16 protein-coding genes are annotated in these 20,347 nt (G+C 61.8%); 9 read left to right on the top strand and 7 right to left on the bottom strand.

What is annotated here, in order from left to right; genetic code table 11:
* Positions 1-63: 63 nt before the first annotated feature.
* From BLW22_RS11690 to BLW22_RS11710, 5 genes are all read left to right on the top strand, one after another.
* Positions 64-822 carry a class I SAM-dependent methyltransferase gene (locus BLW22_RS11690; RefSeq protein ID WP_053134936.1) on the top strand — a complete coding sequence of 253 codons (759 nt, stop codon included), beginning with the start codon at positions 64-66 and terminating at the stop codon, positions 820-822.
* 44 nt (positions 823-866) lie between these two features.
* A complete protein-coding gene (gene rnhA / locus BLW22_RS11695) occupies positions 867-1,319 on the top strand; it encodes a ribonuclease HI (protein WP_003173571.1) in 453 nt (150 codons plus the stop codon).
* 82 nt (positions 1,320-1,401) lie between these two features.
* Positions 1,402-2,142, top strand: a complete 741-nt coding sequence (gene dnaQ / locus BLW22_RS11700) for a DNA polymerase III subunit epsilon (RefSeq protein WP_162844274.1) — start codon at positions 1,402-1,404, stop codon at positions 2,140-2,142.
* A gap of 201 nt (positions 2,143-2,343) precedes the next feature.
* Positions 2,344-4,599, top strand: a complete 2,256-nt coding sequence (locus tag BLW22_RS11705) for an Orn/Lys/Arg family decarboxylase (protein ID WP_074846391.1) — start codon at positions 2,344-2,346, stop codon at positions 4,597-4,599.
* 20 nt (positions 4,600-4,619) lie between these two features.
* Positions 4,620-5,189 (top strand): GNAT family N-acetyltransferase, encoded by a 570-nt coding sequence (locus BLW22_RS11710; protein WP_027606492.1) that lies wholly within the window; start codon positions 4,620-4,622, stop codon positions 5,187-5,189.
* Here the strand turns inward: BLW22_RS11710 and BLW22_RS11715 are convergent.
* Positions 5,186-6,079, bottom strand: a complete 894-nt coding sequence (locus BLW22_RS11715) for a LysR substrate-binding domain-containing protein (protein WP_065927913.1) — start codon at positions 6,077-6,079, stop codon at positions 5,186-5,188. The two genes, BLW22_RS11710 and BLW22_RS11715, sit on opposite strands and share 4 nt — an antisense overlap.
* A gap of 181 nt (positions 6,080-6,260) precedes the next feature.
* On the opposite strand from BLW22_RS11715, the gene BLW22_RS11720 reads away from it, so the two are divergent.
* Positions 6,261-6,605 (top strand): hypothetical protein, encoded by a 345-nt coding sequence (locus BLW22_RS11720; protein WP_074846394.1) that lies wholly within the window; start codon positions 6,261-6,263, stop codon positions 6,603-6,605.
* A gap of 63 nt (positions 6,606-6,668) precedes the next feature.
* On the opposite strand, the gene BLW22_RS11725 is transcribed toward BLW22_RS11720, so the two are convergent.
* Positions 6,669-6,905, bottom strand: coding sequence for a hypothetical protein (locus tag BLW22_RS11725; RefSeq protein WP_065927911.1), 237 nt, complete (start codon positions 6,903-6,905; stop codon positions 6,669-6,671).
* A 226-nt stretch (positions 6,906-7,131) separates the two neighbouring features.
* Here BLW22_RS11725 and BLW22_RS11730 point away from each other — a divergent pair, with 226 nt between their 5' ends.
* Positions 7,132-7,689: an NADPH-dependent FMN reductase gene (locus tag BLW22_RS11730; RefSeq protein ID WP_027606488.1), complete on the top strand. Its 558-nt coding sequence runs from the start codon at positions 7,132-7,134 to the stop codon at positions 7,687-7,689.
* Positions 7,690-7,931: 242 nt separating this feature from the next.
* On the opposite strand, the gene poxB is transcribed toward BLW22_RS11730, so the two are convergent.
* The 3 genes from poxB to BLW22_RS11745 form a co-directional block, all read right to left on the bottom strand.
* The gene (gene poxB, locus BLW22_RS11735; RefSeq protein ID WP_065927910.1) at positions 7,932-9,656 is read right to left on the bottom strand and encodes a ubiquinone-dependent pyruvate dehydrogenase; all 1,725 of its coding nucleotides are present in this window, start codon (positions 9,654-9,656) and stop codon (positions 7,932-7,934) included.
* 595 nt (positions 9,657-10,251) lie between these two features.
* Positions 10,252-10,746, bottom strand: coding sequence for a DUF934 domain-containing protein (locus BLW22_RS11740; RefSeq protein ID WP_003235539.1), 495 nt, complete (start codon positions 10,744-10,746; stop codon positions 10,252-10,254).
* Positions 10,730-12,388: a nitrite/sulfite reductase gene (locus BLW22_RS11745; RefSeq protein WP_074846396.1), complete on the bottom strand. Its 1,659-nt coding sequence runs from the start codon at positions 12,386-12,388 to the stop codon at positions 10,730-10,732. The genes BLW22_RS11740 and BLW22_RS11745 overlap by 17 nt, the downstream gene beginning before the upstream one ends.
* 422 nt (positions 12,389-12,810) lie before the next feature.
* On the opposite strand from BLW22_RS11745, the gene BLW22_RS11750 reads away from it, so the two are divergent.
* Positions 12,811-13,878 carry an ABC transporter substrate-binding protein gene (locus BLW22_RS11750; protein WP_065927909.1) on the top strand — a complete coding sequence of 356 codons (1,068 nt, stop codon included), beginning with the start codon at positions 12,811-12,813 and terminating at the stop codon, positions 13,876-13,878.
* On the opposite strand, the gene BLW22_RS11755 is transcribed toward BLW22_RS11750, so the two are convergent.
* Entirely contained in the window at positions 13,875-14,093 is a 219-nt protein-coding gene (locus tag BLW22_RS11755; RefSeq protein ID WP_027606482.1) for a DUF2970 domain-containing protein, read from the bottom strand. The genes BLW22_RS11750 and BLW22_RS11755 overlap by 4 nt on opposite strands.
* 52 nt (positions 14,094-14,145) lie before the next feature.
* Entirely contained in the window at positions 14,146-17,856 is a 3,711-nt protein-coding gene (metH, locus tag BLW22_RS11760; RefSeq protein WP_074846398.1) for a methionine synthase, read from the bottom strand.
* A 165-nt stretch (positions 17,857-18,021) separates the two neighbouring features.
* Between metH and BLW22_RS11765 the strand changes: the two genes are divergently transcribed.
* On the top strand, positions 18,022-20,313 hold the full coding sequence (locus tag BLW22_RS11765) for a fatty acid cis/trans isomerase (protein ID WP_074846400.1): 2,292 nt from the start codon (positions 18,022-18,024) through the stop codon (positions 20,311-20,313).
* Positions 20,314-20,347: the final 34 nt, after the last annotated feature.

Consider the following 20,347-nt stretch of genomic DNA (forward strand, 5'->3'; position numbering starts at 1 on the left):
TTCGATTCGCCAAGCTGAACACATTGGTGCATCTTAGAACGTCTAGGCGAGTTGGAGAATGCAATGACTGATAAAGCGTTCGCCCAGGCCGATCCTGAGTGGCTGGCCCTGATCGGCGCAGCCCGTGAATGGCTGTCCGGGCCCATCGGGCAATTTCTGCTGGATGAAGAACGGCGCATGCTCGAAGACGAGTTGGGTCGTTTCTTTGGCGGCTACCTGGTGCATTACGGTCCGTCGGCCCAGACCCCGCCCGCCGCGCCCCAGGTGCAACGCAACGTGCGCCTGGGCGCGCCGTTGCCGGGGGTGGAGATTGTCTGCGAAGAACAGGCCTGGCCATTGAGCGAGCACGCCGCCGATGTGGTGGTGTTGCAGCATGGCCTGGATTTCTGCCTGTCGCCCCACGGTCTGCTGCGTGAAGCGGCGAGCAGCGTGCGCCCTGGTGGCCATTTGCTGATTATCGGCATCAACCCTTGGAGCAGCTGGGGCCTGCGCCATGTGTTCGCCCATGATGGCCTGCGTCAGGCGCGCTGCATCTCGCCATCACGGGTCGGGGACTGGCTGAACCTGCTGGGCTTCGCGCTGGAGAAACGCCGCTTCGGGTGCTATCGTCCGCCGCTTGCCTCGGCCAAGTGGCAAGGCCGCCTGGCCGGTTGGGAACGCCGCGCGGGCGCCTGGCAACTGTCGGGTGGCGGCTTCTATTTATTGGTGGCGCGCAAGATCGTGGTCGGGTTGCGGCCGGTGCGCCAGGTGCTGCGCCAGCCCATGGGCAAACTGGTGCCGATGCCGATGGCCAAGGTCAACCGCAAGCAAAGCGAACCGTAGAACTTTTTTGATTTCAGACCTGCCCGTCTTGATGGATGTAACCGATGACCGATAGCGTAGAACTCTTCACCGATGGCGCCTGCAAGGGCAACCCCGGCCCCGGCGGCTGGGGCGCCTTGCTGGTGTGCAAGGGCGTAGAGAAGGAGTTGTGGGGCGGCGAAGCCAACACCACCAACAACCGCATGGAACTGATGGGCGCCATTCGCGGCCTGGAAGAACTCAAGCGCCGCTGCAACGTGCTGCTGGTCACCGACTCGCAATACGTGATGAAAGGCATCAACGAGTGGATGGTCAATTGGAAGAAGCGCGGCTGGAAGACCGCGGCCAAGGAGCCGGTCAAGAATGCCGACCTGTGGCAATTGCTCGATGAGCAATGCAACCGCCATGACATCACCTGGAAATGGGTGCGCGGGCACATCGGCCATCCGGGTAACGAGCGCGCCGACCAGCTTGCCAATAGAGGTGTGGACGAAGTGCGGGGCTACAAGCAGAGCTGATGCTGGTTGACGTGTTAACATCGCGCTCCTTGACTCACACCACACTGCACACCACACCGTTGAGAGCTGAACCCTGATGGCCATCCGATCTGTTGTACTCGATACCGAAACCACCGGCATGCCGGTGACCGACGGCCACCGGATCATTGAAATCGGCTGTGTCGAACTCATGGGTCGGCGCCTCACCGGTCGTCACTTCCACGTCTACCTGCAACCGGACCGCGACAGTGACGAAGGCGCCATCGGCGTCCACGGCATCACCGACGAGTTCCTCAAGGGCAAGCCGCGTTTCGCCGAAGTGGCCGATGAGTTCTTCGAATTCATCAACGGCGCCCAGTTGATCATCCATAACGCGGCGTTCGACGTCGGCTTCATCAATAACGAATTTGCCCTGATGGGGCAGACGGATCGTGCGGATATTTCCAAGCACTGCTCGATCCTCGACACCTTGATGATGGCCCGTGAGCGTCACCCGGGCCAGCGCAACAGCCTCGATGCCTTGTGCAAACGTTATGGCGTCGACAACTCCGGCCGTGAACTCCACGGCGCCTTGCTCGACTCCGAGATTCTCGCCGACGTTTACCTGACCATGACCGGCGGGCAGACCAGCCTGTCCCTGGCCGGCAATGCCTCCGACGGCGCTGGCTCGGCGGAAGGCTCGGGCAACCGCCCTTCGGAAATCCGCCGCCTGCCGGCCGATCGCAAGCCCACCACCATCATTCGCGCCAGCGAGCAGGATCTGGCCGAGCATGCGGCGCGGTTGGAGGCTATTGCGAAGTCGGCGGGTGCGCCGGCGTTGTGGACCCAGCTAACACAACAATAGCCCTGCGTAGGTATGATCAAAATGTGGGAGGGGGCTTGCCCCGATAGCGGTGTATCAGCCAATCAAATATGAGCTGGCATACCGTCATCGGGAGCAAGCCCCCTCCCAGGGTTGACCTCCATTGCTTTCAGAATCTTCATTCGCGTCATCGTCCCCGAGCTTCTACCCTTGAGTGCATAGCCCTCAGGACTACACGCCCTCATGTACAAAGACCTGAAGTTCCCCGTGCTTATCGTGCACCGCGACATCAAGGCCGACACCGTTGCCGGCGACCGGGTTCGGGGCATCGCCCGGGAGTTGGAACAAGAGGGCTTCAGTATCTTTTCCGCCGTGGACTACGCCGAAGGCCGGCTGGTGGCGTCGACCCATCACGGCCTGGCGTGCATGCTGATCGCCGCCGAAGGCGCCGGTGAGAATACCCACCTGCTGCAAAACATGGTCGAGCTGATCCGCCTGGCCCGCCTGCGGGCGCCGAACCTGCCGATTTTTGCCCTGGGCGAGCAGGTCACCCTGGAAAACGCCCCGGCCGATGCCATGAGCGAACTCAACCAGCTGCGCGGCATTCTCTACCTGTTCGAAGACACCGTACCGTTTCTCGCCCGCCAGGTGGCCCGTGCTGCCCGCACATATTTGGATGGCCTGCTGCCGCCATTCTTCAAGGCGCTGGTGCAACACACCGCCGACTCCAACTATTCCTGGCACACCCCCGGCCATGGCGGTGGCGTGGCCTATCGCAAAAGTCCGGTGGGGCAGGCGTTTCATCAGTTCTTCGGGGAAAACACCCTGCGCTCGGACTTGTCGGTCTCGGTGCCCGAACTGGGCTCGCTGCTGGATCACACCGGGCCCCTGGCCGAAGCCGAAGCCCGCGCCGCGCGCAACTTCGGCGCCGACCATACCTTTTTCGTGATCAACGGCACGTCCACCGCCAACAAGATCGTCTGGCACTCCATGGTCGGGCGCGATGACCTGGTGCTGGTGGACCGCAACTGCCACAAGTCGGTGTTGCATTCGATCATCATGACCGGTGCCATCCCGCTGTACCTGTGCCCGGAGCGCAACGAATTGGGCATCATCGGTCCGATTCCCCTGAGCGAGTTCAGCCCGGAATCGATCCGCGCCAAGATCGACGCCAGCCCCTTGACCCGCGGCCGGCCCCCCAAGGTGAAGCTGGCCGTGGTCACCAACTCCACCTACGACGGCCTGTGCTACAACGCCGAGCTGATCAAGCAGCAATTGGGCAACAGTGTCGAGGTGCTGCACTTCGATGAAGCCTGGTACGCCTATGCGGCGTTCCACGAGTTCTTTGCCGGGCGCTACGGCATGGGCACCTCGCGTACCCCGGACAGCCCGCTGGTGTTCACCACCCACTCCACCCACAAGCTGCTGGCGGCGTTCAGCCAGGCCTCGATGATCCATGTGCAGGACGGCGGCGCGCGTCAACTGGACCGCGACCGTTTCAATGAAGCCTTCATGATGCACATCTCCACGTCGCCGCAGTACAGCATCATTGCTTCGCTGGACGTCGCCTCGGCGATGATGGAAGGCCCGGCCGGGCGCTCGCTGCTGCAGGAAATGTTCGACGAGGCCCTGAGTTTTCGCCGCGCCCTGGCCAACCTGCGCCAGCATATCGCCGCCGAAGATTGGTGGTTCTCCATCTGGCAGCCGCCGTCGGTGGCGGGCATCGACCGCGTCGCCACGGCGGATTGGCTGTTGCAGCCGCAGGATGACTGGCACGGCTTTGGTGACGTGGCCGAAGACTACGTGCTGCTGGACCCGATCAAAGTGACCCTGGTGATGCCCGGCCTCACGGCCGGCGGTGCCTTGAGCGAGCATGGGATTCCCGCCGCGGTGGTCAGCAAATTCCTCTGGGAGCGTGGGCTGGTGGTGGAAAAGACCGGGCTGTATTCGTTCCTCGTGTTGTTTTCCATGGGCATCACCAAGGGCAAATGGAGTACCTTGCTCACCGAGTTGCTGGAGTTCAAGCGCAGTTACGACGCGAATGTCAGCCTCGCCAGTTGTTTGCCATCGGTGTTTGCCCAGGGCCCGGCGCGCTATCAGGGCCTGGGTTTGCGCGACCTGTGCGATCAATTGCACGGCTGTTACCGCAGCAACGCCACCGCCAGGCACCTCAAGCGCATGTACACGGTGTTGCCGGAAATCGCGATGAAACCCGCCGACGCCTATGACCAATTGGTAAGGGGCGAAGTGGAGGCCGTGTCCATTGATGCCTTGCCAGGACGCATTGCAGCCGTGATGCTGGTGCCTTATCCGCCGGGCATTCCGTTGATCATGCCGGGCGAGCGCTTTACCGAGTCGACCCGGTCGATCATCGACTACCTGGCGTTTGCCCGGACGTTCGATAGCAGTTTCCCCGGTTTTGTTGCCGATGTTCACGGGTTACAACACGAAGATGACGGCAGTGGTCGTTGTTACACCGTCGATTGCATCAAGGGTTAAGGATGTTTATGCAAGCTGTAATGAACCCGAAGTATCCAGGGCTCAGTGTGCGGGTCGCCGACGAGGGCTTCGACGCCTATGTGTGGGGCAATGATTTCAGCTTTGAGGTCAGTGCCTATGGCGTGCCGGAGATGGGCAGGCGGGTCGATCAATGGCCCGTGGAGCGCATCGTGCCGTACCGCAAGTGCTATGGCATCGACCCGGAAGAATTCGCCAGTTTTCGCGATGCGCCGGACAGTGCGATCTTCATGGCCTACCTGGATGATCGTGCGGTCGGGCATATCGTGGTCAGCACCAATTGGAACGGCTTTGCCCACGTTGACGAGCTGGCGGTGGCCTTGCCTGCCCGTCGGCACGGGGTGGCCAAGGCGCTGCTGGATGTGGCGCAGTTCTGGAGCCGCAAGAAAAACCTGCCGGGCATGATGCTGGAAACCCAGAACAACAACTTGGGTGCCTGCCGTCTGTATGAGCGTTGCGGCTACGTGATGGGCGGGATCGATCACCTGCGCTATCGCGGCATCGACCCGCAAACCCGTGAAGTGGCGATTTTCTGGTATCGATTGTTCAAGACCGACGCCGAGCGGCGTTAACTTTCCAGCAGGCCCTGGGCCTTTTGCGTGACGATCTCCAGCAACGCATTCAGCGCAGGCGAGGTCACGCCATCCTTGAGTGTCAGCGCATATAGGCTGACCAGGATCGGCGGCGATACCGGGCATGTATCCAAACCCGCCTCACGCGCGCCAAACGCGGTGAATGGGTCGACTATCGCCAGGCCTTCGCCGGCTTCCACCATGCTGCGCATCATCTGGTAGGTCTGCACCCGTGTCTGCACCACCGGCAGCGGGCGCAGGGCTTGCAGCTTGGCGTCCAGCAGACGGCTGAGCGGGTCGTGTCCTTCAAGCCCGATCATCGCTTGCCCGGCCAGGTCCTGCAGCGCAATGTACTTCTGCTTGGGCTTGAGCCAGCCGTGGGGCGCCAGCAATTGCAATTTGCCTTGGGCCAGCACCGTGCTGTGGATTTGCGGATGTTCCGGGTCATGCAGGCTCAGGCCCACCTCGGCCTCGTGCAGCAGCAGGCTGCGCACGATTTCCCGGGTTGGCTGGCTCGACAGGTTGCACGGCGTGTCCTGGAAGCGTCGGCGCAGCAGCGCGATGCTCTGGGGCAGCAGTTGATTGGCCAGGGGCGGCGTGCACAAGGCGCGCAGGGTGGGGGCGTGATGGTGTTTCAAGCGGCTGGCCAGGCGTTGCACCGGTTCCAGGGCTTCGTACACATGGGCTATTTCTGCCTGCAACTCCAGGGTTTCCCGTGTCGCCTGCAAACGCCCGCGCACACTGGCAAACAGCATGAAGCCCAATTGCCGCTCGGCCTCCTTGAGTGCCGCGTCTACATCGCCCACGGGAAGTTGCAACCATTCGGCGGCGGTGCCGAGGTGTCCGGTCTGCAGGATGGCCTGAATCACTTCGATATGACGTAAACGCATGGCCGGAGTCTATGTGCAGCGCCGTGGGGATTCAATGGTGCATGCCGTCGTGCGCAAAAAAGACGGTGTGGGTCGCGTATGTCGCTGGCGTTCAGCCAGGACCTCACTAGAATGGCGAGTCTGATCATCAACGACCAATGCCGATTACCGGCACATACAACAAAAACAGGTCTGGTCTCCTATGCCTCTGCCCTCGACAGTTCTCGGGGTAACGGTCAAGCAACTGCTGGTCCTGGTGACCGTAGGGTGCGTGGCTGCTTATCTCTTCAGCAATCACGATGAATCAGCTCCGGAAAACCTCACGCTTGAGGCATTTATCCGTGCCCAGGAGCAAGTCGCCGCGCAGGTCGGCACGGTGCTGGGCATGACGCAGGTCAAGCAGGTGGTGGCGTATCCGGGGTACAACTCGCCGGGCTACAGGCGGGTGATGTACGCGGTGGAAGGCGAGCGGGGCCGGTTGATGGTGACGCTCAAGCAAGTGGACGGTGAGTCGGGGCTTGAAGTGACGGAAATTCGCAGCCCGTGACCGCCCGGCCCAGTCGATGCCGTCAATGGCCGGGACTGAGCAGGTACGCCTGGGCGATCAAGCTTATGAGGCGAGGACGGTCTGCGATTCGCGGACGATAATGGTCCCCGACTGAATCAGCTTGAACTCATCGCCTTCGAGTTTTTCTACCCGGTCGCCAATGGCCAGCTTGTAGGTGGTGGTGGGTGCCGAGCCAGCCAGGTCGCCTTGCGCCGGGTTGGATTCCTGGAACTCATGCACCGAATACACGCGTCCTTCTGCGTCTCTGGCATGAAACTGTCCGACTAGTACTGCTGCCATCTGTTTAGAACCTCTGGAGATAAACACTCAATTCGCGGTGCTGTAGACCGTCATAAAGAGGGGGAGTTTACCTATTGAAAAAAAATACTATTCGCTGACATTTTCAGACGGTTCCTACGCATCAAATCGCGGGCCAAACGTCTGGAGGATTATCAAAACCTTCTGGTGAACGCACTGCGAAGCCTTTATAACTACAAGCTCCCTTAGTCAGACGTCGAGAAACCCAATGAGCAAGGTCTACACGATTGCCGTCCTGGTTGGCAGCCTGAGAAAAGACTCGATCAACCGCAAGGTCGCCCTGGCACTGGCCGAAATGGCCCCCGCCAACCTGAAGTTGAACATTGTGGAAATTGGCGATTTGCCGCTCTACAACGAGGACATCGACGGGGCATCGCCGCCCGCAGCCTACAGTACTTTCCGTCAGCAGGTACGTTCATCCGACGCGGTGTTGTTTGTGACACCGGAGTACAACCGCTCCGTACCCGCGCCGTTGAAGAATGCGATTGACGTCGGCTCCCGTCCTTATGGCCAAAGCGCCTGGAGCGGCAAGCCGGGGGCGATCATCAGCGTATCCCCGGGCGCCGTTGGCGGTTTTGGCGCCAACCACCATCTGCGCCAGTCCCTGGTGTTCCTCGATGTGCCATGCATGCAGCAGCCGGAAGCCTACCTGGGCGGAGCGGGCAGCGTGTTCGATGACGCCGGCAAGGTGTCGGAAAAGACCAGGCCGTTCCTGCAGGCATTTATTGATGCCTACGGCAAATGGGTAGAAAAACAGACAGCTTGAATCTGCGCCATTGTCCACTGTGGGAGGGGCAAGCCCTGACGCCAGTCAGTTAAGGATGAACACTGTAACTGTGGTGAGCGGGCTTGCCCCGCGCTGGGCTGCGCAGCAGCCCCAATAAGAGCGCTGCAGTGTGCCAGGCAGGTCCGGGGCTGTGTTTTGGGGCTGCTGCGCAGCCCAGCGCGGGGCAAGCCCGCTCACTACAGGTTTTGGAGTTAGGGCGTGCCCCCTCCCTCAGTGTTGGATCAGCGCAACCAGTTAGTCCGCGCCAACTCGATCACTTCATCTCCACGCCCACTCATCACCGCCTTGAGCATGTACAGGCTGAAGCCCTTGGCCTGTTCCAGCTTGATGCTCGGCGGCATCACCAGTTCCTGGGTGGCCGTCACCACATCCACCAGCACCGGGCCATCATGGGCCAGGGCGCGGCGCAGGGCCGGTTCCAGGTCTTCGGATTGCTCCACGCGAATGCCGAGGATGCCCATGGCGTTGGACATGGCGGCGAAGTCCGGGTTTTTCAGCTCGGTGCCGGCATCCAGGTAGCCCGCGGCCTTCATTTCCATGGCGACAAAGCCCAGGGACGAGTTATCGAACACGATGACTTTGACGGGCAGGTTCAACTGCGCCAGTGAAATGAAATCCCCCATCAGCATGGCAAACCCGCCGTCGCCGGACATCGAGATCACCTGGCGCCCAGGAAAGGCTGCCTGCGCACCGATCGCCTGGGGCATGGCATTGGCCATGGAGCCGTGGTTGAACGAGCCGATCAGGCGACGCTTGCCGTTCATCTTCAGGTAGCGCGCCGCCCACACCGTCGGCGAGCCCACGTCGGCTGTGAAGATTGCATCGTCGTCCGCCAGTTCGCTGAGCAAACGCGCCACGTACTGCGGGTGGATCGGCCGGTTGGCCTTTGACGGTTGCGCCAGGTCGTCCAGGCCTTGGCGGGCTTTTTCGTAGTGCTTCAGCGAGGTCTCGAGGAAGCTGCGGTCGGTGTTGCGGGTCAGGCGCGGCAGCAGCGCGTCGAGGGTCTCGCTCACATCGGCAGCGATGCCCAGGTCCAGCGTGGCGCGACGGCCCAGGGCCTGCGGGTTGCGGTCGACCTGGATGATTTTGGCATCGGCGGGGTAGAACTGGCGGTACGGAAAGTCAGTGCCGAGCATGATCAGCGTGTCGCAGTCGAGCATGGCGTGGTAGCCGGAGCTGAAGCCGATCAGGCCGGTCATGCCCACATCGAATGGGTTGTCCCATTCCACATGCTCCTTGCCGCGCAGGGCGTGCACCACCGGTGCCCCCAGCGTGTCGGCCAGGGCCACCACTTGATCGTGGGCACCGGCGCAGCCACTGCCGCACAGCAGGGTGACTTTCTCGCTGCTTTCAAGGATCTCGGTCAGGCGCTGCAGGTCCTGTTCCGCCGGCAGGGTGCGCGGTGCGTGCAGGGCCGGCCAGGGCTTGAGCTTGTCTTCGACTTCCAGCAACGATACGTCCCCCGGAATCACCACCACCGCCACGCCGCGGTTGAGGACCGCCGAACGCATGGCACGGTGCAGCACGTGCGGCATCTGTTCGGGGTTGGTGACCAGCTCGATAAAGTGGCTGCACTCCTTGAACAGTTCCTGGGGATGGGTCTCCTGGAAGTAGTTCAGGCCGATCTCGGAGGAGGGGATTTGTGCGGCAATCGCCAGCACCGGCACATGGTTGCGATGGCAATCGAACAGGCCATTGATCAAGTGCAGGTTGCCCGGCCCGCAGCTGCCGGCGCACACCGTCAGTTCACCCGTGGCCGCCGCTTCGGCACCGGCGGCGAAGGCGGCGACTTCTTCGTGGCGCACGTGCATCCACTCGATGCTGTCCATGGTGCGCAGGGCGTCGGTGAGACCGTTGAGGCTGTCGCCGGTCAGGCCCCAGATGCGCTTGATCCCCGCCTGTTCAAGGGTGGTCGCCAATTGCTGGGCCAGGTTGATTTTCGCCATGAAGAACTCCAATCGTCAGTGAGGTTAAAAGCGGCTGATCAATAGGGGACAGTTCGATCACGGCGAATGCTCCGCCTTTAATGTGAAGATTGCGTCATGGACGCGCGGTATTGCCGGGTGCGCCGGGCGATAAACCACTGGTCGCGCACCAGCGCCAGCCAGGGGGGCGCGCCAGCGGTCAGTGCAGGGAAAGGAACTGGCTGAGCAAGTAGCCGTGCGCCTCGTGGATCTGCGAAGCGAGCGGCCCTTGATCTTGCTTTAATCTTGATCTCAGGCGGGCCCCCAAAAAATCACTGTCGGATTACGGGCACACCGAGCCTGGGCGAGGTGCCGAGTGGTGGGGCGAAGCGTTTTTGGTGGACTTTTGGCGCTCTTCCAAAAGTGACCCGCTGTAAGAGCGGAACCCTAAGTAGCCGTTGCCGCAGCAACGGATATGTACTCATTCCAACCCAAGCACATGGTCGGCCCAGAGGCCGCCATCGGGGGCAAGTCGAATCGTCGCACCGCCCCTCCCACATTTAGCGCGGGGCATCAGTTAGAGAGTCGTCAGCTCCCGAGCCGTCACGGGAGCAACCCCCCACCCCACATTTGATACTCAGCGACGACGGAACAGCGGCAGCGGTTCATCCGTTGCTGCCTGGTACGTCACCGAGAAGTCCTTGAGGCTTTCCAGCGCCTCGTACGGGTCTTTGTCGGCGCGCAAGGCGAAGGCATCGAACCCGCAACGGCGCAGGTAGAACAGCTGGTCGCGCAGCACGTCGCCAATGGCCCGCAGCTCGCCTTTGTAACCGTAGCGGTCACGCAGCAAGCGTGCGTTGGAATAGTTGCGACCGTCGGTGAAGGCCGGGAAGTTCAGGGCGATGACCTGGAAGTGTTCCACGTCAGCGCCGATCTCTTCGGCTTCTTCATCGGCGTCCAGCCACACACCCAGGCCGCCGTCGCGAGCCTTGAGGGCGTGGCCATGTTCGCGCCACAGCGCCAGCGGCACGATCAGGTCGTCGCAGTTGGAAATGCCGTCGAAGCTCGCGTCCTTGGGCAAAAGGTGCCAGGTTTCGTCGAGGACTTCGTTGTTCTTAATGATTCGCTGCATAGACGCGCTCCTTGAACAGGTCAATGCCGATGCGCTGGTAGGTGTCGATGAAACGCTCATCTTCGGTGCGCTGTTCGATGTACACGTCGATCAGCTTGCCGATCACCTCAGGCATGGCTTCCTGGGCGAAGGACGGGCCGAGGATCTTGCCCAGGCTCGCATCGCGGCTGGCGCTGCCACCCAGGGACACTTGGTAGAATTCTTCGCCTTTCTTGTCCACGCCCAGGATGCCGATATGGCCGACGTGGTGGTGACCACAGGCGTTCATGCAACCGGAGATGTTCAGGTCCAGCTCGCCGATGTCGAACAGGTAGTCCAGGTCGTCGAAACGGCGCTGGATCGATTCGGCAATCGGGATCGACTTGGCGTTGGCCAGGGAGCAGAAATCGCCGCCCGGGCAGCAGATGATGTCGGTCAACAGGCCGATGTTCGGCGTGGCGAAACCGCCTTCGCGCAGTTCGCCCCACAGGGTGAACAGTTGGCTCTGCTCAACGTCCGCGAGGATGATGTTCTGCTCGTGGGAGGTGCGCAGTTGGCCAAAGCTGTAGCGCTCGGCCAGGTCGGCGACGGCGTCCAGCTGCTTGTCGGTGATGTCGCCCGGTGCCACACCGGTCGGTTTCAGCGACAGGGTCACCGCCACATAGCCCGGCTTTTTGTGCGCCAGGGTGTTGCGGGTGCGCCAGCGGGCAAAGCCCGGGTGCTGCTGGTCGAGCGCTACGAGCTCGGCGTCCTGATTGCTCAGCGCCTTGTACTCGGGATCGACGAAGTGCTTGGCCACACGGTGCACTTCGGCTTCGGTCAGGGTGGTCTGGCCGCCGCGCAGGTGCTCCATCTCGGCATCGACTTTCTGGGCGAACACCTCAGGGGTCAGTGCCTTGACGAGGATCTTGATCCGCGCCTTGTATTTGTTGTCGCGACGGCCGTAGCGGTTGTAGACCCGCAGGATGGCGTCGAGGTAGCTCAACAGGTCCTGCCACGGCAGGAACTCGTTGATGAACGCACCGACCACCGGGGTACGGCCCAGGCCGCCACCCACCAGGACACGGAAACCCAGCTCGCCAGCCGCGTTGTACACCGGCTCCAGGCCGATATCGTGTACTTCGATGGCGGCACGGTCCGAGGTCGAGCCATTGATGGCGATCTTGAACTTGCGTGGCAGGTAGGCGAATTCGGGGTGGAAGGTGGTCCACTGGCGGACGATTTCACACCACGGGCGTGGGTCGATCAGCTCGTCGGCGGCAACCCCGGCGAATTGGTCGGTGGTCACGTTGCGCAGGCAGTTACCACTGGTCTGAATGGCGTGCATCTGCACGGTGGCCAGTTCAGCCAGGATGTCCGGCACATCTTCCAGGGCCGGCCAGTTGAACTGTACGTTCTGGCGGGTACTGATGTGGGCATAGCCTTTGTCGAAGTCGCGGGCAATCCTGGCCATCATGCGGGTCTGGCGCGAAGTCAGTTGGCCATAAGGCACAGCCACCCGCAGCATCGGCGCAAAGCGCTGGACATAAAGGCCATTTTGCAGGCGCAGAGGGCGGAACTCTTCTTCGCTCAGTTCACCTGCTAGGTAGCGTCGGGTCTGATCACGGAACTGCTTGACGCGGTCCTCGATGATGCGCTGATCGTATTCGTCGTATACGTACATATAGGTCCTGTTCTCGGCAAATCTGCGCGCACGGCCGCGCACTCCCAACGGAGCCGGCGCACGATACCAGTTTGCGTTTATGCGCAAAAGTGATGTTTGAGTATATGCACATAACCAAAATGACTAATGAGAAAGGTTATCGCGATACCCACATTTGTCATGCGGGCAATCGTGAACTTTACTGTGATCGTGTTTGAGTGCAATCACCTATAAAACCGACAAGAGGCGATGCAATGAGCAATCCGACCAAAGCCCGTAAACCTGACAGTACCGTTGATGCCTGGGCCATTCTGTTCCTGATCATTCTGGTGGTGGGAACGGCCGTTTTCTGGGTCAGCCACCAATAAAGGACGTTGATTGAGCCTCGATTGGTTCAGGCATTGCCACTATCATGGCGGCCTATTTTCGAGGCTCAAGCATCCATGTTGAAGGTGTTGATTACGTGTGTCTGGTTGCTGGGATCGACGTATGGGGTGATGGCTCATGCAACGTCGGTGGTGTTTCTCAACCCGGGCATGTCGACGGAAACCTTCTGGGTCAGCTACGCGCAATTCATGCAGGCCGCCGCCAAGGACCTCGGCCTGGACTTGCGCGTGCGTTATGGCGAGCGTGATGCCGGCAACACGCTGGCTCAGGCGCGTGAGGTGCTGCAAGGCAGCCAGCGGCCCGATTACCTGGTGCTGGTGAATGAGCAGTACGTTGCACCGCAGATCCTGCGCATGGCCGAGGGCAGTGGCGTCAAGCTGCTGCTGGTGAACAGCGCGCTGACATCCGATCAGGCGCAATTGCTGGGAACCCGCCGTGGCATCCGTTTGATCGGCAGCCTGGTGGCTGACGATGAACAGGCTGGCTACCTGATGCTCCGTGATCTGTTGCGCCAGCACGGTCCGGTTGCGCCGGGCGAGCCCCTCGACCTGTTGGCGTTTTCCGGGACCAAGTCCACCCCGGGGGCGCAATTGCGTGAGCGCGGCATGCGTCGGGCGCTGGCCGAGCATCCCGAGGTGCGCCTGCGTCAGTTGGTCTACGGCGAATGGAACCGCGAACGCGCCTTCGAACAAGCGACGCAACTGTTCAAGCGCTACCCGCAGACGGCGCTGGTGTGGTCGGCCAACGATCAGATGGCGCTGGGCGCCATGCAGGCGCTGCAGGGCAGTGGGCGGTTACCGGGCAGGGACGTGCTGTTCAGCGCGGTCAACAGCTCGCCGGAGATCCTGCAGGCACGCCTGGATGGACGCTTGTCGTCCCTGGTCGCCGGGCATTTCACCGTGGGCGGCTGGGCCATGGTGTTGGTCCATGACGATGCCAAGGGCCTGGACATTGGCGCCTATGGCGGACGCGACCGGCAGTTGGCGCTATTCCAATTGATCGATGCCGGCCAGGCGCGGCGCTTGTTGGGGCCGACACCGTCGGTGAATTTCCGCGCGTTGTCCGCCCAGGACAAGCCCGTGTCCTATCGTTACCCGTTCAGCCTGCACCTGCTGCTGCGCTAGACGCCGGCCAGGTGCAGCACCAGTTTGACGATGCCGAACAGCGTCAAGGCGAATACTGCTGTGAACAGAATGCCCAGGATCACGAAGTGGCTGGGCTTGCCGTGGGTGAAGTCGCGGGCGCGATTCTTGCCGCTCTGCACGCCAAACGCAGCGGCCATGACGCTGTGGAGCATCTGCCAGAAGGTCGGCGGCTTGTTGTTGACTGGATCGTCCATACGTCCCTCGACACAAGGTGTGTGAGGGACAGCATAGACAATCCAGGCCGGCTTAGTTGTCGTAGCCCAGGTTCGGCGCCAGCCAGCGCTCGGTCACGGCCAGGTCCTGGCCCTTGCGCGCGGTGTAGCTGGTCACCTGGTCCTTGTCGACCTTACCGACGGCAAAGTACTGCGCCTGCGGGTGGGCGAAGTACCAGCCGCTGACCGCCGCCGCCGGGAACATCGCATAGTGCTCGGTGAGGAACACGCCGCTGCGCCCAGCCTGCATTTCGCGGGCCTCGGGGTCGAGCAGTTGGAACAACTGGGCTTTCTCGGTGTGGTCCGGGCACGCCGGGTAACCGGGGGCAGGGCGGATGCCGCTGTACTGCTCCTTGATCAGCGCCTCGTTGTCCAGTTGCTCGTCCTTGGCGTAGCCCCAGTGTTCCTTGCGCACCTGCTGGTGCAGCCACTCGGCACAGGCCTCAGCCAGGCGGTCGGCCAGGGCCTTGACCATGATCGAGTTGTAGTCGTCACCCGCGTCCTGGTAGGCCTTGGCCACTTCCTCGGCGCCGATGCCGGCGGTGGTGATGAAACCACCGATGTAGTCGGTCACGCCGCTGTCCTTGGGCGCGACGAAGTCGGCCAGGGAGAAGTTCGGCTTGCCGTCGGTCTTGATGATCTGCTGGCGCAGGTGGTGCAGCCTGGCAATCGGCTGGCCGTCTTCGCCGTAGACTTCCAGGTCATCGTCCTGCACCTGGTTGGTCGGCCAGAAACCGAACACCGCACGGGCGCTGATGAGTTTTTCGTCGATCAGTTTCCTGAGCATTTCCTGGGCGTCGGCGTACAGCGCGGTGGCGGCTTCACCCACCACTTCATCGGTCAGGATGCGCGGGAACTTGCCGGCCAGGTCCCAGGAGATAAAGAACGGGGTCCAGTCGATGTACTCGGCCAGGACGTTGAGGTCGATATTGTCCAGCACCCTGGAACCGGTGAAGGTTGGCTTGACCGGCGCGTAGGTGCTCCAGTCGAACTGCGGCTTCTTGGCGATGGCCGCCGGGTAGCTCAGGCGTTCGGTGCGCGCACTGCGGTTGGAGGTGCGCTCACGCACGTCGATGTATTCCAGGCGGGTCTTCTCGACGAAGCCGGCCTTCAATTCCTTGGACAGCAGCTGCGTGGCCACGCCCACCGCACGGGAGGCGTCGGTGACGTAGATCACCGCGTCGTTGCTGTACTTGGGCTCGATCTTCACCGCCGTGTGCGCCTTGGAGGTGGTCGCACCGCCGATCATCAGCGGCAGGTGGAAATCCTGGCGCTGCATCTCGCGGGCCACATGCACCATCTCGTCCAGGGACGGCGTGATCAGGCCGGACAGCCCGATAATGTCGCACTTCTGCTCCTTGGCCACCTGCAGGATCTTCTCGGCCGGCACCATTACGCCGAGGTCGACGATGTCATAGCCGTTGCAGCCGAGTACCACGCCGACGATGTTCTTGCCGATGTCGTGCACGTCGCCCTTCACCGTGGCCATCAGGATCTTGCCCTTGGCTTCCGGCTTGTCGCCTTTTTCCAGCTCGATGAACGGGATCAAGTGGGCCACGGCCTGCTTCATCACGCGGGCGGATTTCACCACCTGGGGCAGGAACATCTTGCCGGCGCCGAACAGGTCGCCAACGATGTTCATGCCGGACATCAGCGGGCCTTCGATCACTTCGATCGGGCGCGCGAACGACTGCCGCGATTCTTCGGTGTCTTCGACGATATGGGTGGTGATGCCCTTGACCAGCGCGTGTTCCAGGCGCTTGTTGACCGGCCAGCCGCGCCATTCTTCGGTCTCGGCTTCTTTTACGCTGCCGTCGCCCTTGTACTTGTCGGCAATGGCGAGGAGGGCGTCGGTGCCTTCCGGGGTGCGGTTGAGGACTACATCTTCCACGGCATCGCGCAGCTCGGCCGGGATCTGGTCATAGATCTCCAACTGGCCGGCGTTGACGATACCCATGGTCAGGCCGTTGCGGATCGCATACAGCAGGAACACCGAGTGGATCGCCTCACGCACCGGGTTGTTGCCACGGAACGAGAACGACACGTTGGACACGCCACCGGAGGTCAGCGCATACGGCAGCTCGTCGCGAATATAGGCGCAGGCGTTGATGAAATCGACGGCGTAGTTGTTGTGCTCTTCGATGCCGGTGGCGACCGCGAAGATGTTCGGGTCGAAGATGATGTCTTCCGGCGGGAAGCCGACTTCATTGACTAGGATGTCGTAGGAGCGCTTGCAGATTTCCTTCTTGCGCGCTTCGGTGTCGGCCTGGCCGGCTTCGTCGAACGCCATCACCACCACGGCGGCGCCGTAGCGCTTGCACAGCTTGGCGTGGTGAATGAACTGCTCGACCCCTTCCTTCATGCTGATGGAGTTGACGATGCCCTTGCCCTGGATGCACTTGAGGCCGGCTTCGATCACTTCCCACTTGGAGGAGTCGATCATGATCGGTACGCGGGAGATGTCCGGCTCGCCGGCAATCAGATTGAGGAAGGTCACCATGGCCTTCTTCGAATCGAGCATGCCCTCGTCCATGTTGATGTCGATCACCTGGGCGCCGGCTTCCACCTGTTGCAGGGCGACTTCCAGGGCTTCGGTGTAGTTGTCCTCGCGGATCAGGCGGGCGAAACGCGCAGAACCGGTGATGTTGGTGCGCTCGCCGACGTTGACGAACAACGAACTGCGATCAATCGTGAACGGCTCCAGGCCCGACAGACGGCAGGCCTTGGGGATGTCCGGGATGGGGCGCGGCGCGTAGCCGGCCACGGCCTTGGCGATGGCTTCGATATGGCCCGGGGTGGTGCCGCAGCAGCCGCCGACGATGTTGAGGAAGCCGCTCTGGGCGAACTCTTCGATGACCTTGGCGGTTTCCGACGGCAATTCGTCGTACTCGCCGAATTCATTGGGCAGGCCGGCGTTGGGGTGCGCGGACACATGGGTATTGGCTTTGTTGGACAGCTCTTCCAGGTACGGGCGCAGCTCGCTGGCGCCGAGGGCGCAGTTCAGGCCCACGGAAATCGGCTTGGCGTGGGCGACCGAGTTCCAGAAGGCTTCAGTGGTCTGGCCCGAGAGGGTACGGCCGGAGGCGTCGGTGATGGTGCCGGAGATCATGATCGGCAATTCGATACCGAGCGCTTCGAACACACCCTGCACGGCGAAGATCGCGGCCTTGGCGTTGAGGGTGTCGAAGATGGTCTCGATCAGGATCAGGTCGGCACCGCCCTTGATCAGGCCTTGGGTGGCCTCGGTGTAGTTCTCCACCAGTTCATCGAAGGTGACGTTGCGGTAGCCGGGGTTGTTCACATCGGGCGACAGCGAGCAGGTGCGGCTGGTCGGGCCGAGGACGCCGGCGACGAAACGCGGCTTGGCCTGGTTCTCGGCGGTCTTGGCATCGGCGATCCTGCGCGCCAGGCGTGCGCCTTCGACGTTCAGTTCATAGGCCAGTTCTTCCATGCCGTAGTCGGCCATGGAGATACGGGTGGCGTTGAAGGTGTTGGTTTCGAGGATGTCGGCTCCGGCATCCAGGTAGGCCTTCTCGATCCCGCCGATCACGTCCGGGCGGGTGAGCACCAGCAGGTCGTTGTTGCCCTTGACGTCGCTCGGCCAGTCGGCGAAGCGTTTGCCGCGGTAGTCGTGTTCTTCCAGTTTATAGCTCTGGATCATCGTGCCCATGCCGCCGTCGAGGATCAGGATGCGTTCCTTGAGGGCGTGGTGAAGGGCTTGCAGACGAGCGCTACGATCGGACATGGGACTACTCTGGTCAGGCATTACGGAGGGCGTGGATCATAACAAACCTGTGCGGATTTGCGGCATGTCCGGGTTTTGCATGAATATCGCTCATGTTGAGAGGGGGCATGGCCCGGTAGAATCACCGCCACTTTAAACCGCACGCCTTGAATCGGGACCGGATACATGTCACTTCGTCTTATCGTCAGCGCCGTCCTGGCATTGATAGCCAGTACCGCTCTGGCGGAAGGTCCCCCCCAGGCGATCTCCTATACGCGCGATATTCAACCGATCTTCACCGAGAAGTGCGTGGCTTGCCATGCGTGCTACGACTCGGCCTGCCAACTGAACCTGGGCAGTGCCGAGGGCGCGGCGCGCGGTGCGACCAAAGTGCCGGTGTACGACGGCGAGCGCAGCCAGGCCACACCCACCACGCGCTTGTTCTATGACGCCTTCGGCAAGCAGGCGTGGCAGCAGAAGGGTTTTTATTCGGTTCTCGACGCCCAGGGCAGCCAGGCGGCGCTGATGGCGCGCATGCTGGAGCTGGGGCATACCGCAGCGCTGAAGCCCAATGCCAGGTTGCCCGAAGAGATCGTATTGGGCCTGAGCCGCGAAAACATGTGCGCCACGCCGGGCGAGTTCAACGCCTATGCCGGTGCTCATCCCAAGGAGGGCATGCCGTTGGCGGTCACCGGCCTGAGCGACCAGCAGTACCAGACCCTGCAACGCTGGCTGGCCTCCGGTGCACCGATTGACGAGCAAGGTGTGGCCCCCAGTGCCCAGGAAGCCGCGCAGGTGCTGCAATGGGAAAGCCTGTTCAACGCCCCCGGCGCCCGGGAAAGCCTGGTAGCCCGTTGGCTGTTCGAGCATTTGTTTATTGCGCATCTGTATTTCGAAGGCGGTGAGCCGGGGCATTTCTTCCAGTGGGTGCGCTCGCGTACCCCCAGCGGCCAGCCGATTGACCTGATCAACACCCGACGTCCCAATGACGATCCCGGCACCCGCGTGTACTACCGCCTGTGGCCCGTACAAGGGGTGATCGTCCACAAGACTCACATCACATACCCCCTCAGCGCAGAGAAAATGGCGCGGGTCAAAGCCTTGTTCTACAGCGGTGACTGGCAGGCCAGCGCCTTGCCGGGCTACGGCCCCGGCCGCCGTGCCAACCCTTTCGAGACATTCGAGGCGATTCCGGCCCAGGCGCGCTACCAGTTCATGCTGGATAACGCCGAGTACTTTGTGCGCACCTTTATTCGCGGGCCGGTGTGCCGCGGGCAAATTGCCACGGACGTGATCCGCGACAATTTCTGGGCGTTGTTCCAGGCGCCCGACCACGACCTGTACGTCACCGATGCGCGCTATCGCGGCCAGGTCACGCCGTTGCTGGCGATGCCAGGGCAGAATGACGATGTGGGCAGTGTGCTCAGCCTGTGGCTCGAATACCGCGATAAGCGCAACCAGTACGAAGCCCTGCGGCGAGACAGCTATGCCGAGTTGCCGGCACCCAGTTGGTCGACCCTGTGGGCCGGCAATGACAATGCCCTGTTAAGCATCTTCCGCCACTTCGACAGCGCCTCGGTCAATAAGGGCCTGATTGGTGAAGTCCCGCAGACACTGTGGTTGTTCGACTATCCGTTGCTCGAGCGCACCTATTACCAACTGGTGGTCAATTTCGATGTGTTCGGCAACGTATCGCACCAGGCCCAGACCCGGCTGTACTTCGACCTGATCCGCAACGGTGCCGAGCAGAACTTCCTGCGCCTGATGCCGGCCGATAGCCGCGATGCGTTTATGGATGATTGGTACCAGAACAGCGGCAAGATCAAGCTGTGGCTGGATTACGAAGCCATCGACGACGACACGCCTACTGCCTTGCACCTGGATAAAAAGGACCCCAAGCGCGACTTCGCCAACCAGTTGCTTGCCCGCTACGGTGACCTGAATGCCAGCCCGGATCCGATCAACCGTTGCGGGGGCGCGTTTTGTTCGCGCGACGGTATCGACCCGGCGCTGCAGGACGCCGAACAGGCGCTCAGCCGCCTGACTTCACGCCCTGCGGCGGGGCTCAAGGTGATTGACCAGTTACCCGAAGCGACGATGCTGCGCGTCGAAACCGCCAGCGGCAAGCGCGTGGTCTACAGCCTGCTGCGCAATCGTGCTCACAGTAACGTGGCATTTCTGCTGGGCGAGGCTTATCGCTATCAGCCGGGCCTGGACACACTGACCCTTTACCCTGGAGTGCTCAGCAGTTACCCGAACTTCATGTTCAACATCCCTGCCCAGGAAGTGCCCGAATTCGTCGCCGAAATGGAGCGGGCCAAGGACGCCAATCGCTTTGAGAAAATTGTCGACCGCTGGGGCGTGCGCCGCAGCCACCCGTTGTTCTGGCAGTATTTCCACGATTTGTCCCAGTACATCCGCGAGACGACGCCGGTGGAAGAGGGGGTGCTGGATATGAACCGTTATGAAAACCTCTGACAGAGGTCAGCGTCTTTTCCGACAAAATTACTCG

This window comes from Pseudomonas marginalis, assembly GCF_900105325.1.
Taxonomy (GTDB): Bacteria; Pseudomonadota; Gammaproteobacteria; order Pseudomonadales; family Pseudomonadaceae; genus Aquipseudomonas; species Aquipseudomonas marginalis.

What these genes read in the sequence shown, in the direction of transcription:
- BLW22_RS11690 (WP_053134936.1), top strand. Translation starts at nt 64, where the DNA reads ATGACTGATAAAGCGTTCGCCCAGGCCGATCCTGAGTGGCTGGCCCTG.
- rnhA (WP_003173571.1), top strand. Translation starts at nt 867, where the DNA reads ATGACCGATAGCGTAGAACTCTTCACCGATGGCGCCTGCAAGGGCAAC.
- BLW22_RS11705 (WP_074846391.1), top strand. Translation starts at nt 2,344, where the DNA reads ATGTACAAAGACCTGAAGTTCCCCGTGCTTATCGTGCACCGCGACATC.
- BLW22_RS11710 (WP_027606492.1), top strand. Translation starts at nt 4,620, where the DNA reads ATGAACCCGAAGTATCCAGGGCTCAGTGTGCGGGTCGCCGACGAGGGC.
- BLW22_RS11715 (WP_065927913.1), bottom strand. Translation starts at nt 6,079, where the DNA reads ATGCGTTTACGTCATATCGAAGTGATTCAGGCCATCCTGCAGACCGGA.
- BLW22_RS11720 (WP_074846394.1), top strand. Translation starts at nt 6,261, where the DNA reads ATGCCTCTGCCCTCGACAGTTCTCGGGGTAACGGTCAAGCAACTGCTG.
- BLW22_RS11725 (WP_065927911.1), bottom strand. Translation starts at nt 6,905, where the DNA reads ATGGCAGCAGTACTAGTCGGACAGTTTCATGCCAGAGACGCAGAAGGA.
- BLW22_RS11730 (WP_027606488.1), top strand. Translation starts at nt 7,132, where the DNA reads ATGAGCAAGGTCTACACGATTGCCGTCCTGGTTGGCAGCCTGAGAAAA.
- poxB (WP_065927910.1), bottom strand. Translation starts at nt 9,656, where the DNA reads ATGGCGAAAATCAACCTGGCCCAGCAATTGGCGACCACCCTTGAACAG.
- BLW22_RS11740 (WP_003235539.1), bottom strand. Translation starts at nt 10,746, where the DNA reads ATGCAGCGAATCATTAAGAACAACGAAGTCCTCGACGAAACCTGGCAC.
- BLW22_RS11745 (WP_074846396.1), bottom strand. Translation starts at nt 12,388, where the DNA reads ATGTACGTATACGACGAATACGATCAGCGCATCATCGAGGACCGCGTC.
- BLW22_RS11750 (WP_065927909.1), top strand. Translation starts at nt 12,811, where the DNA reads ATGTTGAAGGTGTTGATTACGTGTGTCTGGTTGCTGGGATCGACGTAT.
- BLW22_RS11755 (WP_027606482.1), bottom strand. Translation starts at nt 14,093, where the DNA reads ATGGACGATCCAGTCAACAACAAGCCGCCGACCTTCTGGCAGATGCTC.
- metH (WP_074846398.1), bottom strand. Translation starts at nt 17,856, where the DNA reads ATGTCCGATCGTAGCGCTCGTCTGCAAGCCCTTCACCACGCCCTCAAG.
- BLW22_RS11765 (WP_074846400.1), top strand. Translation starts at nt 18,022, where the DNA reads ATGTCACTTCGTCTTATCGTCAGCGCCGTCCTGGCATTGATAGCCAGT.